Here is a 19,270-nt window from a genome sequence, read left to right on the forward strand (position 1 = left end):
CCTTAAAAGCTAATAACAAACACATACTTAAATAAATGAGGTATCCAAAATGGAAGATTTCCTGAGTGAACTGGGGAATATCAAAATTCCCAAGATGTACAAGTATTTATTAATAGCTTTAGTTTTACTGTGTATGGTTTACCTCTTATTTACTTTTAAAGTAAAAGAGAACGAATATGCTGTTATAACCCGATTTGGCGAGATAATTAGTGTAAAAGATAATGCTGGATTAAATGTTAAAATCCCATTACTGGATAAGGTTTCTTACCTACCTAAAGAACAAAAATTGTACACGAGTAAATCAACCTCTATTCTGACCAAGGATAAGAAACCAATGATGGTTGATAACTACACGGTTTGGCGTATTACTGATGTAACTAGATTTGTTAAAAGCGTTCAGAATGTTAAATCCGCTGAAGAACGAATTGATGCAGCTGTATACAATACCGTTCGACGAAAATTGTCAGAGTCTGAGTATGGTGAAATTATTAATGCTAATGAAAAATTCACGGATACCGAAAAGAAGAGTTCCTCTAAAAATGAAAAAGGGAGTGCTCGGACCGATCTGAACGTAAGTATTACGAATGAAGTAAGGCGATTAATGGAGAAAGATTATGGCGTATCCATTGTCGATATTAAAATAAAATCAACAGATCTGCCTGAAGAGAACAAAAACAGCGTCTTTAAAAGAATGATTTCAGAACGGGATTCAATCGCCGCAAATTATTTGTCTGAAGGGGATGAAGAAGCTCGCAATAAAACCTCTCAGGCTGATCGGCAAGCTAGAGTTATTGAGTCAAACGGTAACTTGGCTGCGAAAGAGATCATTGCGGATGGAGAAGAACAGGCTGCAAAAATTTACAACCAAGCCTATAGCAAAGATCCTGCATTCTATCAGTTGTATCGAACGTTACAGTCTTATACAACATCTCTTCAAGGTGAACCTGTAATTATGATCCCTTCTGATTCGCCTTACGCCAGGATTCTGACTGGTGAGCTTGAATAAAGGGAGGATTAATAAGAGGGGCCTAGCAGCTCCTCTTTTTTGATGACATTTTCCTCAAGTTCTACAAGAGAATAGTACAGAGTATGATGTGGAGTCATTTCGACTCACAAGGAGGAACTAGGTTGTGACTAAAGAAGAGCTAATTTTTCTTTTTCACTTAATTTAGGGCAGGGATAATACAGATGATTGGATTATTGAAATCGTATTGTGAAGATTGCAACCAGAAAGGATTCCAAGTTCCAGAAGGTGAGTTTATTAATCACTATGTCAAAACTAACCAGACCTTTGATCTCTATTGCAAAGAGCAGTTAAGTAAAGGGAAAAACATTATTCATGGCATTGATGGATGTTCCTTGTGTAACCCTGAAATGAAATGGCCGCCAGGAGCATTTGTAAGATGGTGTAAACGATTTTTTGGTCTAGGTTGAAACGAAAAAATAAAAAAATTCAAAGTTTCATTTTAAGAGACTACTTAAGCTTAAATTATACAGATATATGCCGGTTTATAAGCCGATAGGTTAAAGGAATTGAACAAGTACAAAAGGAGGATTTATATATGAGTAAACTATTCAATATTTTCAAAGAAACATTCCAACATATGACTATAGACGAAATTGCACTACAACTTTATCTAATCAACATAAACAGAAAATACCCGGTCCCAGGAGACACCGTTGATGTCATCAATGAGTTTGAATTTCCGTTTCTTAAAAGGGTGCTACTATACAGCATTGAGTGGTTTCGTTTTGGTACTTATGCCAAGTTAAGTTATGAAGATCAACTGTATAAAATACCAATTGAACGTGTGGTCATAGCTGATCAGGAAGGAACTAATCTACAGATTGAGGAAGCGATTAGAGATTTCATTGAAACAGTAAAGGAACTGCCACGAGATGTGCTAATCTACCGGCTGTTCCTGGTTACTACTACATTCAATAATTTGAGGATTCCTTGGCAAAGGTATGACCCTAGCAATCCCCCTGCGAACGGAGAATACCTGGTTAGCAATGGGAAAGAAGTTGATGCCGCGATTATGAATCGAATTTATGATTTGACTTGGTCTATAAGAGACAACAGTCCAATAGATGGGGCCGTGTCTGTAACACATTTTGCTGTAATCAATTTGCCAGAAGGAGAATAAATTGAGACGCAAATAATCCAGATTAGTAGAGTGCAAGTCTGAGAAGTTGGGACAAGTTATGTTATGGCTGTCGTAGGAAGGTGTTGACTCAATCAATCGCAATCAAGCAGCGAAGCATTGTATTGATTTGGTATACAACATCATTAAAAAGAAAGATGGAACGATTAAGGTTAACCTTTAGACAGAACCGCCATATGATGCAGTAAAAATGGCAGTCGATTAACATTAGGTAGGGGTGGGAGACATGCCAAAGATATTTCCTTGGATTTGCATGTTTTGTGGAAACAGGTGGGTAGACGGTCTATTTGTTACTTGGGAGCATTGTCCGGAGTGTCACGGAGAAGCTCAGCACGACTCTGTTCGAGAATTGCGAGATGATGATGAATGGTATGAAGATTCAAATGAGGAAGGTGAAACCTTGTAGTAGGCTGATCTGATTACATTAAATCAATAATAATTCCCTAAAAAGGGTGGGTAATAATTTGAAAAAATATATTGTAACAATTACTTTGGGGATTATTGCTTTCATTATCAGCAATGCGTTTCTAAGTGTTATTTTCTCCTTTTGGACAGGTGCTGAATTTTGGGAAGAACTCACTGTTGTTTATCTTTCACCTATTTATCATCTTGGATTAAGTTTTTGGATTTTTAAACAAAAAGGAAGACGAGGAAAGCATGTCGGGATATTTGTAGTTACTTTCGCTGTATCGTGGTTTTTTTTAATCTCACAAGAGCTCTTTAGAGAGTATCACATCAATCAAATAGAACTTAATAATCCAACAGTTTCCATAATTAAAAATAAAGAAGATTCGGGCATCCATTATTTAAATCTGAGAGAGGTGTACTATCGGTATGCGAATGATACGGTGAGTGTTTCCTTTGAACCTGATAACGGCTACACAGAAAAGGACATAAATTTAATTATAAAATGGCTACCAACATCTAAAAATGATTACATTGTAGTGATCGATGCTACTCCTAACACTATTGAACCTTTTACTGGTTCCACGTATCTTGAGTTAAATTCTGATAAAGAGGTTATGTATTGTAAATCCGATTATGAAAATATGTGTGACTCATTCATCATGTCAGACCTAAAGGATGTTTTTCATCCTCTTTAATCGCTCTCGAGCGCTTAAAATGCATTCTCTCATCCGTCAGCTGAAGAGGTGGAAAAAGAAGTACAAGGCGCACGTGGTTCGCTCAGGGCTCTTTTTGTCTAGCGCAAGAGTATACAGGTTGCTGTTTAGATGACATAAGAATGACAATGATTAGATGAAATATCAGAAGTGAAAATAAAAAGTGACTGAAGGTACTTACCTTGCTTAGACTTTAGTCTAAATAATACGGATTATAAGGAGATGTCAGTATGCCGAATAATGGTAGTTTTGAGAATAAGATTTTAATAGCGGCGGTCCTTTCTATTGTTATTTTTGTCGTATATATATTTGTGTAGCATAGTCGTATTTATACGTCATTATCAGTGTGGATTGTTTTAATCACTATCGTGCATTATAACAGTTCTGGTGATGTTGTAGACTAGGAAATGAAAAAGGAGATTACTGAAATGAAGTATTTCTAAACTAAAAATCCATTTTATGTCCTGATTAAGGCAGAAACAAAGGAACAAGCTGTCACTAAGTATATCGAAGTTATAGCAGACGTCAGCAAAGAAATATTAAGTGTAGAGATTAAGGAAGTAGAGCTTGATTACGCTCTGGTACTTCTCGCAAGAGTGCATTCAGAAGATGGTGGATTAATCAGAAGCATAGCTGAAACAGTGGAATCTTTTAATTCGCCAGGAGTAGAGATTTGGACCCTAGCACCTACCCACTGGTAAGAAGTTATGAACAACGAAGACCTGCTAAATGACGGGTTAATGGATTCGGTTAGTGGTCAATACAAAGAATAAGAGGAGCCTGATAGTTGATCGTAAAAGCCTTGAGTTGTAATTAAACCTTAGAAAGTAGGAGAAGAAGCATGGGAAGTTTAGCAGGAGTATTGTTAATTACTTTAACATTTATCTTCGCTATTATTACCAATCCTAATGGTGTCATTCGGAGAAGCTGCGTTTAATAGAAAAATTACCTTGTTAGCTATAGTGCTACCTATTTACGTAATACTCATTGAAAGTTTTTCGGGATTTTGGCAGGTGGGAGTAAGTAAAATTTCGGAAGTTTCTTCAGTATTTTTTGAACAATTTGCAGACCCGTTATTTTTGTCTTGGTACATACCATATACTGTTCTAATTATATTGTTTGCTTTGTTATACTTGACTGTTTGGAGGGCAAGGATACAAAACTAATAGACCGATGAGGGAGGTTGCTTGATAAATGATGACACTCAAAAATGCAGTTTGGTTATATATTGACGAGGAGAATGAAAACTTAGAAGGAAAATGGATTCCACGGGGTTATGTATATTGTGAAAATGTCGTTGATGCCAGTGACCGTATTGAGATTGAAGATGCATTTAATGATAATACAATCGAAATAGTTCAACAAGTAGAAAACAGCGAATTCACTCATATCGTTCAGGATTCATTAGGCAACTATTTTGCTGTGACTGTTATAAAAGGTTGACTGGATCTGTTTTGGACTACAAATTCTTATAATGAAAGGATCATGAAAAGTGAGTAATAATCTACCTGAATTACATACGAGGATTTCAATTATGCAAGAGGCAAGAGTACATTTTAAAACGGAAACCTTGAAACTATCTGAAAAATATAAGGTTACCTTGAATCAATCGATAACGATTTATGGCAATATAATATCAAACCTGTGGGAGCAAGTAGATGAGAGTATGAAGGATGGATTCCAAACGGAAGTAGAAACCCTACTTAAGGATTGCACTAACAGATATAATTTAACTTTTGGAGAAAAAACACAGATTCTTGCTGAAGTAATTGAAGATAACGCTAAATACGTTATTCGTTGGGAAAGGCATGCCAGTCTCGATAAGGGAGGAGATTTGACGTAGGAAAAAACGATTTGCAATGGATCTAAGTTCTCTTTATTGAAGATCCTGAATTTCATAAGTTTAGTTAGTAAATATTTAGCTCAGAACGCGAATCATTCTTCGTTCTGAGCTTTTTTGGTAAGGGTATATTATCACTGTAATGCATGGCAATACTACGGGGTTAGTTCTGAGGTAAGAGAGAGAAGGAGAATAGGAGGCATAAGTTTGCCATGAGTTTTTGGAAGCATAAGCTTGCCAAATGGCAAACTTATGGGTTAATTAGCGAAGAAAGAAGAAGAGTGCTTCCCAAAATGTAAATCATGATGTACAATATTTATTGGATTTGATTACACCTTGAAACGTTTGAGTTACAATACTTTTATTGAAGGGAGCCCCGATTTAAAACTTAAAATTTAGCTTTCCCCGTACTACCGCATAAAGGTCACGGCAATCAAGTTTACTTTAAAATGCGTACCCAGAATTGAAGGTCTTCATTTAATAAATATCTCGTTGATATTAGAGGTCATTTAAATGTAAGAACACAACTTACATTAGGAAAATGAATTGAGAGGTGCTTAATCAATGAATATGTATCCTGAATTACATCGCAAAGAAATTACTGAATCAATCTGTACAAGAACAAAAATGCTTGATCCATAAGCTTTAATCAAAAGTGTGGTATGAGGATATCTTTTGTAAACGTTTAATAATTTCTAATCTGACCCTTCTTAAATTACAGGGAGAGGTTAATCACTTTTTCTAGGAGGATATATTTTGAGAATTAAATCATATATTTCTAAATTGCTCGTCATTGCTATTTTGATAGGTTCATTTTTTGATTATTTTGGTACACCTCAAGTGAAGGCTGCTGCATTGTACACATGGGAGAAATTCAATGTTGAACAGGGACAAGAATATCAATCCCAGACACTTAATTATTACGGATCGGATTATGGAGGTAGGACCGTTTATCCCTCAATGTCCGTAGATAAACGGACCGGTTTAATCACACTAACTGGTGAACCCTATTACTCTGAGAGTAGCGGTTACTATTATAATAATAATGGTTCAGGTGGTCAGGTCGTGTATCGGTACCTTCAACGAGATTCATGTGATAATTGGGAAAATTGTTACACAGAAACATACGTTAGTTATTTCATAGGAACAAGATTAGTAAATATAGACGTGAAAGGTACATCAACAGGAACATACGTAACATCTTCATCCCAATATGCATATCCAAATGATCGGAAACATACAGATGGCTTCTGGTATGTGAGTAAGGGTTTAAATAGTGAGCCTACAATAACGATCAATTCGAGTTCAGCCAGTATGACTATAGGTAATGGTCAGGATTTAGTACTGAGTGGCACAGTGCAAGATCAAGAAGGTGATGCTGTTACAATTTCAGCAACGTTGCCCACATATAATATCACAAAGTCAGTGACTGTAACCTCAACAAGAACAGCAAAGAATTGGCAGCTTAGATGGCCAAGCTCAGAACTTATTGGAGACAATAGGATTAATCAGAAAGTAAAGATTACAGCTGATGATCAAAAGGGTGGCCAGGTCCTGAATGAATTTGTTGGTGAGATAATTGTAGATAGAACTGCACCAAGCCAGCCCGGTATAGTGGTGAATCCTTCTGAATGGTCAAATGAAGATGTGCAGGTATCCGTTACTGAGGGGACTGATGAACTCTCTGGGATACGTCAAACAGAATATCGTTTAGGTAATGGAAGTTGGACGATATATACAACGCCATTTACTGTATCGACCGAAGGTGTAACCCAAGTACGAGCACGGTCTATTGATAAGGCGGGGAATATAAGCTCCGAGTCTACTGCAGAGGCGAAATTAGTTAAAAGCCCACCATCTACCCCTGATATTCAACTACAGTCTGGCGGATGGTCATCAGATCCAGTTGAGTTTGAAATTTCAGGGAGCATAGGTTATGGGGATATCACCTATGAATATAGCATTGATGGTGGTTCATACACGGTTGGTAGTTCTGGACTAGTTACAAAGGAAGGTACTAGTCAAATTACAGCCAGAGCAACCAACATGTTCGGACAAAAAAGTACGGAAAACAACGCATTAGTAACAATAGATCAATCAGTTCCGCAAGTGGTAGTCACACCTAATGGACGGGACTGGTCATCTGAACCAATTAAAGCACAAGTGACCGTTACGGATGAGTTGTCAGGTATCAAACCTAATAGCACATATTTTAAAGTAACCCCATCAACGGAAATACCGAATGAATGGGAAGTACTCAATGATAGTGAAATTCATATTGCTGCTGAGGGACAATGGTACATACATGTAAAGGTGACTGATAATGCAGGGAATACCGCAACTTACACCAGTTCTGCATTCAAAATCCAATACCAACCATCGCCTCCTTTGAATGTTAAACCCGTTAATGTTCAAAATAATCAGGTTACAGTGACTTGGGATCTACCGATTGGTTCTTACTATACTGATGGGTACGTCTATGAATTGATTAATAATGTAACAGGAGCCACGTTCCAAAGTCTTTACCCAAAGAATTCTATTACGGATCAGAGTGTCACGGGAGGGAACCTATACAATTACACTCTCAAAGTCAGTAATCATGTAGGTGAAGAGAAGACGACATCACTAGATGTTTTGACGAAGCCGGATGCGCCAGATAGATTAGAAATTCGAAAAATTGATGGAGATTACAGTAGAGCTGATCTTACCATATCACCTGTAAATGGTGCCGAATCATATCGCATTGTTGTTGAGGATGCTGGTCATATGGTTTCAGATGACACTGTGGTTGGAACTAGCTATACAGTAACCGGTCTACAACCAGGTAGTTTGAACAATATTAAAGTTTCCGCATTAAATGCAACCGGGGAAGGAGATTCAAACAGTATCGCTTACCTAGCATTACCTGGTGCGCCTGGCGCTTTCTCAACTGCTAGAATTGACGAGCATACGATTGAGTTAGAATGGGAGCCAGTTATTTCAGCGGAATATTATAACTTGGATCGATTTATTGACCAAATCTACAGTGGTACAGATACAACATTCTTAGACTCAGGGTTACAATCTGGGACAAGTTATACTTATCGTGTAGTTGCAGCCAACGAAACTGGTGTGGGAGAATACGCGGAGTTAGATAATTTGATGACCTTACCAACTAAACCAGGGAACCTGGCTATATCCCTAGCAACTACAAATAGCATTACCCTACAATGGGAACCTGTACAAGGCGCTGATGGATACGAAGTAGCGGTAGATGGACATAGTCAGGTTGTTAATGATACAGATCATACTTTTACAAGTTTGAGTGCCGGTACAGAATATAAGTTTACTGTTGTAGCGCAAAATCAATCGGGTAACAGCCCATCTGTAAGCATTTCGGGTTACACCGTACCAGAACAACCCGCAGGAATAACGGTCACAGATATTGAAGAGACAAGCGCTATTATTACCTGGGAACCTGTTTATGGTGCAGACAAGTACTTGGTACAGATTAACGGAACAGATTATGAAGTCTCAAGTCCAAATCTAAATTTGAATAGTTTAGAGGGAAGTCGCATTTATGATTTAACAGTTTGGGCAGGTAATATTGCTGGATACAGTGCCGCGGGATCTGCAGAGTTTCTAACTAAGCCTCATGCACCGTCAAATGTAACAGTATCGAAACTTAGTTCCAACTCTATTACGTTGGGTTGGGAAGCAGATAATACGGCTATTCACTATCGTGTAGTGAATGTAGAGTCCGGAGAAGAGATGAAAGTTCATAGCAACGATATTGCATTTGATGAACTACATCCAGGTAAGTCATATCAATTTGATTTGTGGACTGATAATACAACAGGCGAGAGTGTACCTGTACGAATAATGGTTACCACTAAAACATTACCGGTAAATCCAGATGATATTATAATTGATGTTCAACATGAAAAAGTGGAAATTGAATTTTCGCTGATTGATGAAGCTAAGGAATACGTCTTACTAGATGAGCATGGTACCGAAGTTTGGAGAGGATCAGAGGGACCTATTGTAATTTCTCCAATTATCCCTGGTAAAGAGTATGATTATGAACTTGTTGCTATAAACGATCAAGGAGCTGCATCTAACCCAAGTAAAATTGAATTTACCGGTATACCAGGTGCACCGGAGGGAGTAATAGTCTCAAGTATATTGGAGTTTAGTATTGGTTTTGATCTTTCAAATGCCAATAAAAAAGGTGCTGAGTCGATTCAGGTTTATCGCGATGGGAAAGAAATAGGAAAAGTATCAGTGACAGATAAGGAATTCGTTGATAAAAAATTGAAAGATGGTACTAATTATCACTATGAGTTTAAAGCAAGCAATTCATATGGAATCAGCAAAGATAGCAAAAAAATTGAAGCAACTACTTTACCCGTAAGAACTCAGGGCGGCGGATTTGGAAGTGGAAATGGTAGTGATCCTATAAAGGTTCCTGACTCGAATGATGCGCAAAATACCGGTGGGGAAGAGTCTGCAAACAGTAACGATACAACGAATGTTCCAGTAGGGAATAACGAAGATATCATATTCGTAGATATTGAGAAGAACTTTGCAAGAGATCAGATCATTGACTTGGCAAACCGTGGAATCTTGAAGGGGACAAGTGTTAACAAATTCGAGCCTGATCGTGCCATTACGCGGATAGAATTCGTATCAATGATCGTAAGGGCATTAGACATATCATCAGATGTCGATGAAAAACCTTTTGAATTTGATGATATTGACTTAGCGAAATGGTATGGTCCTGAATTCAAGATTGCATGGGATAATGAGGTAACGCATGGTTTTAGTAACAAGAAGTATCTCCCCAATAATCTTATAACTCGTGAACAAGCTTCCAAAATGCTTGGGAATGTAATGAACATCCGGAACGATGCTAATGTCGAGTTATTTAGTGATGGATTTAACATTGCAGATTGGGCTAAGAGTGAGGTTACAGGGCTAACGAGAATGGAACTCGTAACTGGATATCCCGATGGTACCTTTAGACCAAAATCAAACCTCACTAGAGCTGAAGGTGCAGTATTAATTTACCGTTCAATATCCAATAAGAATAAATAGAGATTTGACAGTGGTTACCTAGTCTATCTTCATCAAGTAGACAAATCATATAATGATGTTATAATGCAGCCTTGGTTCAGAATTCTACTGAACAAGGCTGTTTTCTTTTAAGGAAAACTATTGTAAATGTAAAAGCAGCAGCTTCACAGTCAATAAGTTTTCATAATGTAAATCATGATTTACATTATATTGGGCGAATGCTATACTTTGTTTAATAATTACAAGAAGAGATGCGATTAGAGGGGGATAGAAGAACATGGATAGCAAAAGAGCAATTAAAATGAAATCTTACTTTTTAGGGGCATTTCTTAGCTTAGCCCAACTCGGGCTACTTTTTATAGTGTCGTATGGATTTCTAAATATATTTAATGTTTCATTTCAGATGGATATTTCCTTAGACTGGTGGGTTATGGTTGGAATCATTGTGGTTTGTATAATACACCTCATCAGTCACATCTACATCTTCAGCAAAACATCTTAACATTGGAGGGCATCATATGATGACCAACTTGTGTGGTCCCAACGAATTCAAAAATCCTCCACTCTATATCAATCAATCTCATCTAAGAGGATACAGACTAAATTTCTCTCAACGCTATGTCTCAGACTGGATAATGATCGCGGAGCAGCTAATTGAGCTATATTATTGTTATTTATATGATTATAGTACCGGTCCGTTACCCCTGGAAGGTGAGCATAATGATTATCTAGAAAAGTATGGGTTCAAGCAGAGAGAGTTGAACATTCATCTTCTAGCAAATGAGATAGAATATTGGGGTGAAGTATGGAGGATTCTCAATGAAGAGGTCTCCATTGAAAGAACCCCCTTTCAGCTGATCAACTCTTTTGACATTCTTTTTATGATAAAAGGGCTAACTGTACTTTTAAAACGTGCAAATCAGGATACATTTTATACTCAATTTTGTACAATTGGACTCAATATCATCGATCAATTTTTCAATTCAACCCCAGATCTCAAAGCTAAATTACAACACCTCTATAATGGCCATAACAATCTAATGAGCAATAAATATCTCTATGGATACAATTTGTCTGTAACCCTGGAGTCAAAAGTCATTACATAGTAAGACACACTTCCGGTGCGGATAACCCGAATAAAATGTTCAAAATTCACTTTGCTACAATTTCTTATGATAAGTGTTCTGAAGGGGTTGATCAAATGAACAACGAGATTTATGAATTCCGCAAAAAGTTGACCATCGCTTATCATTATCTGGTCTTGGACATGTATATAAAAAAGACAGCCCTTCAGAAGAATCACTCCACCGTTAAATTGCAAAAGGCTCATCAATTAAAAGAGTTACTCGAGTCTGCTCTTACATAGTTATGAGGTGAGATAGTTGATAGGACCAGCAATTGGATATATTGTGATTGGATCAGCTCTGTATCGCTTCAGAAAGAGACTGAAAATGGTTCCACATGCAGAGAGTGAATGGATCGGCTTCGCTTTTTATTGGGGAGGATGGTTTGCCTTACTGTGGAGTATTCTTTCCTGGGTATTCGAGTTTGCAGCACCCTTAAGTTTTGCTATCTTTTGGTGTAGTTTCCGAGGTCTAAAAGTTGCAAAACACCTGAGAGAATCATCTTAAATCTTTTTAATGTGCGACTTAATTGAGTTACATAATTGTGTAACACAAACGATTTCCTATTCTTTTATAAAAAATTACGAACGGAGTGTGCGTAGAATGAATATCCAGGATCTTTTTCTAAATCAATGTCGGAAAGGGAAGGCTGAAGTTACACTGTTCTTAACAATCGGAGTACCGATGAAAGGGAAAATTGTTCATTTTGATCAACATTCTCTAACCATTGAATTGGAAAAACAAAATCAACAAGCTCTCATCTACAAGCATGCTATTTTATCAATTCAACCCAAAGTCCCTTTAGCAATTACTTCTTCGCAGAAATTGGGCATGGACTTGAAGCAGAATGAAATGTTATCACACTGTGTAACGAAGAAAATACATGTAGAACTATACTTGATGAATGGAAAAAAGTTTGAAGGAGCTATCTCCCACTTTGATACATATACAGTTATTCTTAATTTAGTAGATCGTAAACAAATTCTCATATTTAAACATGGAATATCTACAATAATTCCAAAGGAGAAAATTCATCTATCACCGGCCAAACCAAAGTTGAACTAATCTGAAACAAATAAAACTCTAAGGTTTACAAATTCTTCTCTCTTCAGTATTATAAATATATAATTATTCGCTCGTTGCTTTTCTCATCATTCAAAATCTGTGTGTGGACATGTATAATCATGAAGACATGAAGATGATTTTGTACAGGACTCATGAGTAAGTAATAAACTTGCCATGTGGAATTTGAGGGAAGTGGTTGTTATCTTGCAGCAGTGGGATGAAACAACTTATGAGATTTTTGAGAGGAAAGCTTCCAAGCTCAGTTTGTCCAGTGAGCTGTTTTCCAAGAGAATATTCTTATTCAAACTGTACACTCATTTCAAAAACATATACTCTTCCTGAATTGGAACTCCAAAAGAACGTATCTTAATTGATACGTTCTTTTTTTATATAGAATTTATCCGTTTTCATTCAGTTAACTTCATACTGAGTTGTGTTCCCAAAAATACGATCTAAGATATACATACAAGTAGTCAGTATCGAAAAAAAACCTAATCCAGGAGGATAATTATGAAAAAAGTATATGCTATCACATTGTTTCTGTTCTTCTCTATTTTATTATTGACGGGCTGCATGAGTTCGAAAATTGAGTCTGAGATTGAATACTCGAATTTACAGCTCGGAGTCATCTCGGATATTCAGAAGGACATGCGGGAGAATAATCTTACTGAGCTGCCGGTTGAATTAACCGAAATGAAAAGCGAAATACAAGCTGATCTCCTACTTACAGCTAAAACAGATAATGTTCAATTACCTGCAGATCTGATTAAAGAGATTGATAAAATCTCGAATCTGAAATTGATATTGGAAACACAACGGCTTGAAAGATTAGCCAGTCAATCTCACGGTGCATCTGTTTATGCATTAGATAAACTCAATAATGAAATTGAATCCAGTTATAAACATATCTACTTAGAAAAAATCGAGAGAGAGTTTTTAACAATCGCTGAGCTAGAATCGAAGGTACCTGCAGCACAAGAGAAAGACTTTGGTAACCTGGCTGAAAAGAAATTGCAATTAGCGCGTACTGAACAGAATTTAGAAATATGGGCACAATCGCAACGTCAAGATGGATTAGATCCAGCGCCCACCTTACAAAACGCTTATGTAGCTCTCACGACGGCAGCAGCACAGCTAGATGATGCTGAAGTTAAAGTAAACGATGCCGGAAGAGCGATCAATCAATTTGTAATACTCGCAAGTGAGATTTTAGAGGAGACGAAATAGTCTCATAACTCTTAATTCTATAGATTTATCAAAAGGGGCAGAGGTGCACTACACCTACTGCCCTTTTACTATTTTATGAAGGAGCATAATTAAAATGAATATTATCAATACGCCATTATCCAAGGAAGATGTAATTTCTAGTGCAAATACAAACGGTGAGTTAGTCGTGATCGTGTCAGTAACCTTACCTGATATTATCGCTAGAGATGAATCAAATTTAAAAACATTTCTAGCCAAAAAGGTGACTACCGCTCGTAATTTTGGTGTGGATGCATACAAAGTTGCAGGTATCATAGGGAATCATATTTTAATACAAGTCTCTGGCAACGTTAATTCAATCCCAGATTCATTCAACCAATTGCATTTGTTTGAACTGGAGACGCTATTCAGAAGTCCAGGACGCCACGATGAACTGCTTCCTGTGAAGTGGCGGGACGGACTATTGTCTATCTTAAATGAAGCCATGCTGGAGGGTTCTAGTTGTTTAGGGAAATCAGAAGATCAACGCACCTCTAAACAAGTGAAATTCATAGAAAAATATTGTACAGAAAGCAATATAGATTATGACATCCAAACTATTGATGGAGAAATTTATCTGGTATTCGATGGCAGAAATCCCTTAACTACATTTCATGTAGATTCATTCCTAAGTGAATTCGAACAATACGTTGATACAGAGTTTGCACTAGGAGACCAAAAGTACGTGGTGAAGAGCTTAACATCGATGAATAAACTCCCCGCGGTTGTGCTTCAACCGATTGGTGGTGGGCAAATTGTGCTTTATACCCTAGACGAATTTCTTAAACAGCTTAGGCTCAATGATACTGATGGAGGCGATACGATATGAACAATCTTTCTGGAACAACAGAAATGTGTAGAGATTTCGCTACTAAAGCTAAAGTTAAAATTGATATCGTTACTGTGGTCCAGGATTATCTTATATTGAGACAGAGTGGCCATATCTATAATAGTCTGTGTCCTTTTCATGTACCTACAAGTGCAACATTCCAGGTAGATCAGCGGAATCAAAGTTTCCAATGTGTGGAATGTGGAGCAGCCGGTGACTATTATGATTTCTTATTAAATATCCAACAACTCAATAATCCGGATTATTCCTGTGTGGATGCAATCAAAGAGATCCAGACGGTGTACATTGGCCATAACTATAGTCACTTACTGCGTAAAACCTCAGATAGATACCATGAGGTAGAAGAGATCTATTCAGCTCACCAGTTTCTCGCTGATTTATATCACAATTTTCTATTTAGCGAGGATGGAAGACATGCAAGGAAGTATCTTGCAAATAGAAGTATCAGTCTTGAAGCTATAAAAGAATTTAACATCGGTTTTGCTCCTGATATCCCAGGGTTTGCATCTCAGCAACTTGAGGCAGCTGGATATAACATGGAGCTTATGGTTGAAGGAGGATTAGTTGGACGCAATGATCAAACGGGAAATTATTATGATTATTTTCGTTCGAGAGTAATGTTCCCTATCCATAACATAAATCAAAGGGTTGTCGCATTTGGTGGAAGGGCTCTTTCCGATCGTGCTAAACCCAAGTACCTAAATAGTAAAGAAACGCCAATTTTTATTAAAGGTGAACACCTATATAACTTAAGTAGAGCGGCTGGCCAGATTAACAAAGATAATCAGAAATTTTACATCTTTGAAGGTTATCTTGATGTGATCGCTGCATGGCAGGGAGGCTGCTTAACAGGTGTGGCTCCTTTAGGGACATCGCTAACGGGCTCTCAGTCGCGATTATTAACAGAGTACTCGAACCAAACCAGTATTTGTTACGACGGTGACGAAGCGGGGCAGAAGGCCACATTGAAGGCTATCCGAACTCTTCAGAGTTATGGGTTTGGTGTCAGTGTAACGGTTATGCCCGATGGACTTGATCCGGATGAGTTCATTAAGAAATTCGGTGCTGAAGTTTTTCAAACGCACCTTCAAGAATATGAGATGAGTCTCACCGAATATTATTGTTTTCAGAATCGCATCTATTTTAGGCCTGACGAGCCAAGTACTTTCAAGATGATGTTAGATAAAATTATGAAAGCTGTAACGTTAACTCCGAATCTTCCTAGTGAAACAGATGAATCATTTTTGGAGGATCAATTCAACATATCTTTAAAGCAGTGCACGAGGAACTATTATATTCCAATTAAATAATTGTGTTTCATTACAAAGCTAGAAGGTCTTACCTTTAGGGTGCCTTTTAGCTTTTTTTATTCCACTAAAATCTTAGCTAAGTTGTGATTTTCAAAAACAGATATATGATGCATGTGCAAACAGACTATAAGGAGTGACAAAACAATGCAATTAATTAGAGAAGACTGGAAGCTGTTTAGAAACATCGATACACTGTGTCAGAAAGCAGGAGTTCACAGAGAGTTTATACCAAAGTTAGTAGTGAAAGAACTGGTGGATAATGCTCTTGATGCCACCGGTGATTGTGAACTCGAATTGGTAGATAACCACAGCTTTAGAGTTACCGATAATGGATCAGGTATTGATCCGGACTGGCTGGAGGATTACTTCTCAATTAATCGTCCAATGATCTCATCTAAACTTCTACGCTTACCAACGCGGGGAGCTTTAGGAAATGGACTACGTGTAGTAACTGGAGCCGTAATTTCTACAAATGGGTACCTCACTGTCACTACTCGAGGTCAAACATTTAAAATTATTCCTCAAGATGATGGAACAAGCATTAAACAATTCCTAGGATACAACAACGATTATAAAGGTACTTCTATACTTGTAACTCTGGGGCTCTCGATAACCAAAAGTACATTGTCTTGGGGAAAGATGGCTATTCAATTTTCCAAGAATAGCGAAGTTTTCGAAGGGAAGTCATCTCCTTACTGGTATACTTCTGAAGCATTTTTTGAATTGGTGAATGCGGCAAACATGCCAATCAATGAATTTGTAAGTTTATTTGTGGCGGGACCGATTAAGGCGAAGAAGTTGATTACTGATCTCACTAATGAACTTGAATTTTCTATGTTAGGTACAGCGGATCTGTCGTTTGAAGAGTCAGATCAACTGCTTACCTTCTTGAGAAGTAAAATAAGAAAGACGTTACCTAGAAACTTGGGTGCTGTAAACAAAAATTTTGTGAATACAATGTCTCATAAGACGAATGGTTCATTTAATTTAGAAACTGTTCGTGGAGAACACGATGCTGAAATTCCGATAGTTATTGAAGCTTGGGTTAAATATGACACTGATCAGGATGATGAGAGTCAAAAACATTCAAGTATCAGTGTGCTCGTAAATAAATCTCCTGTCACTGCTGATATGAGAACTTCAACTAAACAAGCAAGCACCACAATATGGGGTGGTGGATTATACATTGACCTTAGATCAAGACCAACGGATTTTTCCGTAAGTATAATAACCCCCTATCAACCGATAAAGTCGGATGGAAAAGAGCCAGATTTTCGTCCAATGCATAATGAAATAGAGTATGCGTTGAAAAAAGCAACAGCAAAAGTGAAGAAATTCAACCAAAATATGTCGTCCGGAGGACGTAATGAGCGTGAAATCATTATTCAGAATTTACCGAATGCTATTGATAAAACAAGCGGTGACGGTGAATTCATATTTAGCCAAAGACAGTTATATTACGCGATACGTCCTTTCGTAATGGAAGCCTTTGGTGGTAAACAATTGAATTATAATTATTTCTGTCAGGTTATTACTGATTATGAGGCGGATTATGGAGAGATAGAAGGAATGTATAGAGATCCACGCGGAACGTTGTATCATCCTCATACAGGTGAAGAGATTCCACTAGGCACTATTGCTGTTCAGAAATACAACAGGCCTACGTGGACGTTCAATAAGATCATCTTTATCGAAAAGGAAGGATACTTTGCTAGCCTGCGGGACGTTGGATTTCCGGAGAAATATGATTGTGCCCTATTGTCCTCTAAGGGGTATGCTTCGAGAGCAGTAAAAGATTTATTCGACCTTCTTGGTGAAACGGATGAAGAAATTCAATTCTTTTGTGTTCATGATGCTGATGCAGCAGGAACCAAGATATTTGAAACGCTTCAGGAAGCGACAAGCGCAAGACCTGGGCGAAGAGTCCGAGTTATTAATTTGGGCTTAGAACCCGAAGAGGCGCTGGAATTAGATCTACAGGTTGAAACTTTTGAAAGTAAGAGAAGCAGACCTGTTGCTGACTATGTTTCTTATGAGTGGGAGAGATGGCTGCAAACTCATCGTGTAGAATTGAATGCAATGACGACTCCAGAATTTATACAGTGGCTCGAAGATAAGATGGAGGATCATGGTGTGGGCAAAGTTATTCCTGGAGTGACGATTCTTTCTAGCGAAATGGAAAGTAATGCAGAAACTCTCGTTCGAGCACAAGTGGCTAAGAAGATACTTCAACAGAACCTTTATGAAGAACAAGTATCTTTGGAGCTAGATAGAATCAAAGGTGATTTAGAATTGGCTAAATTGCATGTTAGAGACACCGTCAAAGAAAAACTTGATAATAATCCCCATTCCCTGTGGAGTCTTCCAGTGAGAGAAATAGTACAAGACATTATAAACAATCAGGAATAATTACAATACACCTCAAAACTCTCTTCAACAGCAGTTTGGGGTGTTCTTCTGAAGTGTTGAGTCTTCATTAGTGAAAGAGTAGTTTCATAATAAGAAGGAGTGTTACTTATGGAGAAGGTACAGGTTTATGCTAGAAAGTCTTCGAATATGTACGGCCTTACTGATAAACAATTGGAGGAAGCATTTACGCTATATGATTTGTTAGTAAAGTCGAAAATTACATCTAAGATTCAAGAGGAATACCCCATGTTAGACTTTGATGAAGATGATTCATTATTAGAGTTGATTCATAGAGTCATTGATCTTGCTACTGTTGAGGGTGCTGATATGGTTTCTGATCATAGAGTTATTAATAATTATCGTGAATATCTAAAAGAACAAGGCCAAACGACGTATTCAGTTACAGATCATGAATTTGTTGAAGGTAAGGGTGTGTGTGGAGCATTATTTCCGGATGGCAAATTTGTTAAATGTGGAAATGCAGAACATTATATCATTATGGAAAATGTAGACTTTGAAATACAAAAAAAATGTGTTTACTTTTCAAGTTTACACGACGGGAAAGATGGGGTAGTAACATTTTCTCCATTTGGTGACAAACTTCTTACAGATGATCAATCTAAATGGATTTCTACAAATATAATATATATGGATTCTAACCAAATAAGCATGTTGGAAGGATATCTTAGTTAACTAATTTACCGATGTATCAATTATAGAGCAATGTTTTTTTTATGATTCAATAGTGTTTAATTCCGACGCTAAACCCTCCAAATGTGGAGGGTTTTTTTGTTTCTACCAAATGTAATTTCATGCTTACAAAAATATACCCAAAGGGGTACCATAATGTACCCGATAAGGTACTTACAGATTCTGCGGTCAATTAGTATGATTATACATGTGAACGGCACCGAACGGATACGCCGAAATACATCGAAAAGTGGAGGGATTTAATTGCGTAAGAAAATGAAGTATTGGATGAAAAATGAAGCATCTGCATCACAAACAACAGAAACAGGTATGCTGATGTTGGGCGGTATCGCCATTGCAGTCGGATTGGGTTGGTTGGTTTCTCAGTACATGCGT

15 protein-coding genes are annotated in these 19,270 nt (G+C 37.4%); all 15 read left to right on the plus strand.

Annotated elements, in window-relative coordinates:
- The first annotated feature begins 49 nt into the window (after positions 1–49).
- Positions 50–1,006 (plus strand): protease modulator HflC, encoded by a 957-nt coding sequence (hflC, locus tag CRO25_RS25710; protein ID WP_256863751.1) that lies wholly within the window; start codon positions 50–52, stop codon positions 1,004–1,006.
- Between the two features lie 182 nt (positions 1,007–1,188).
- On the plus strand, positions 1,189–1,434 hold the full coding sequence (locus CRO25_RS25715) for a hypothetical protein (RefSeq protein ID WP_079696950.1): 246 nt from the start codon (positions 1,189–1,191) through the stop codon (positions 1,432–1,434).
- Between the two features lie 128 nt (positions 1,435–1,562).
- Positions 1,563–2,147: a hypothetical protein gene (locus CRO25_RS25720; RefSeq protein ID WP_079696951.1), complete on the plus strand. Its 585-nt coding sequence runs from the start codon at positions 1,563–1,565 to the stop codon at positions 2,145–2,147.
- Positions 2,148–2,629: 482 nt separating this feature from the next.
- A complete protein-coding gene (locus tag CRO25_RS25730; RefSeq protein ID WP_079696953.1) occupies positions 2,630–3,268 on the plus strand; it encodes a hypothetical protein in 639 nt (212 codons plus the stop codon).
- Positions 3,269–4,480: 1,212 nt separating this feature from the next.
- Complete coding sequence (locus tag CRO25_RS25735; protein WP_079696954.1) at positions 4,481–4,729, plus strand: hypothetical protein; 249 nt, start codon at positions 4,481–4,483, stop codon at positions 4,727–4,729.
- Between the two features lie 91 nt (positions 4,730–4,820).
- Positions 4,821–5,129, plus strand: coding sequence for a hypothetical protein (locus CRO25_RS25740; RefSeq protein ID WP_079696955.1), 309 nt, complete (start codon positions 4,821–4,823; stop codon positions 5,127–5,129).
- Between the two features lie 753 nt (positions 5,130–5,882).
- Complete coding sequence (locus CRO25_RS25745) at positions 5,883–10,202, plus strand: fibronectin type III domain-containing protein (protein ID WP_079696956.1); 4,320 nt, start codon at positions 5,883–5,885, stop codon at positions 10,200–10,202.
- A gap of 497 nt (positions 10,203–10,699) precedes the next feature.
- On the plus strand, positions 10,700–11,287 hold the full coding sequence (locus CRO25_RS25755) for a hypothetical protein (RefSeq protein ID WP_079696958.1): 588 nt from the start codon (positions 10,700–10,702) through the stop codon (positions 11,285–11,287).
- 95 nt (positions 11,288–11,382) lie between these two features.
- Positions 11,383–11,547, plus strand: a complete 165-nt coding sequence (locus CRO25_RS33570) for a hypothetical protein (RefSeq protein WP_179132270.1) — start codon at positions 11,383–11,385, stop codon at positions 11,545–11,547.
- A gap of 361 nt (positions 11,548–11,908) precedes the next feature.
- The gene (hfq, locus tag CRO25_RS25765) at positions 11,909–12,370 is read left to right on the plus strand and encodes an RNA chaperone Hfq (RefSeq protein ID WP_179132271.1); all 462 of its coding nucleotides are present in this window, start codon (positions 11,909–11,911) and stop codon (positions 12,368–12,370) included.
- 510 nt (positions 12,371–12,880) lie between these two features.
- Positions 12,881–13,597, plus strand: a complete 717-nt coding sequence (locus CRO25_RS25770) for a hypothetical protein (RefSeq protein WP_079696961.1) — start codon at positions 12,881–12,883, stop codon at positions 13,595–13,597.
- Positions 13,598–13,691: 94 nt separating this feature from the next.
- A complete protein-coding gene (locus CRO25_RS25775) occupies positions 13,692–14,444 on the plus strand; it encodes a hypothetical protein (RefSeq protein ID WP_079696962.1) in 753 nt (250 codons plus the stop codon).
- Positions 14,441–15,775 (plus strand): DNA primase, encoded by a 1,335-nt coding sequence (gene dnaG / locus CRO25_RS25780; protein ID WP_079696963.1) that lies wholly within the window; start codon positions 14,441–14,443, stop codon positions 15,773–15,775. Before CRO25_RS25775 ends, dnaG begins: the two co-directional genes overlap by 4 nt.
- A 144-nt stretch (positions 15,776–15,919) precedes the next feature.
- Positions 15,920–18,184, plus strand: coding sequence for an ATP-binding protein (locus tag CRO25_RS25785; RefSeq protein WP_079696964.1), 2,265 nt, complete (start codon positions 15,920–15,922; stop codon positions 18,182–18,184).
- Positions 18,185–18,292: 108 nt separating this feature from the next.
- The gene (locus tag CRO25_RS25790) at positions 18,293–18,877 is read left to right on the plus strand and encodes a hypothetical protein (RefSeq protein ID WP_079696965.1); all 585 of its coding nucleotides are present in this window, start codon (positions 18,293–18,295) and stop codon (positions 18,875–18,877) included.
- The last annotated feature ends 393 nt before the right edge of the window (positions 18,878–19,270 follow it).

The sequence above is a fragment of the Paenibacillus sp. RU5M genome (assembly GCF_900221055.1).
GTDB lineage: Bacteria > Bacillota > Bacilli > Paenibacillales > Paenibacillaceae > Paenibacillus > Paenibacillus marchantiae.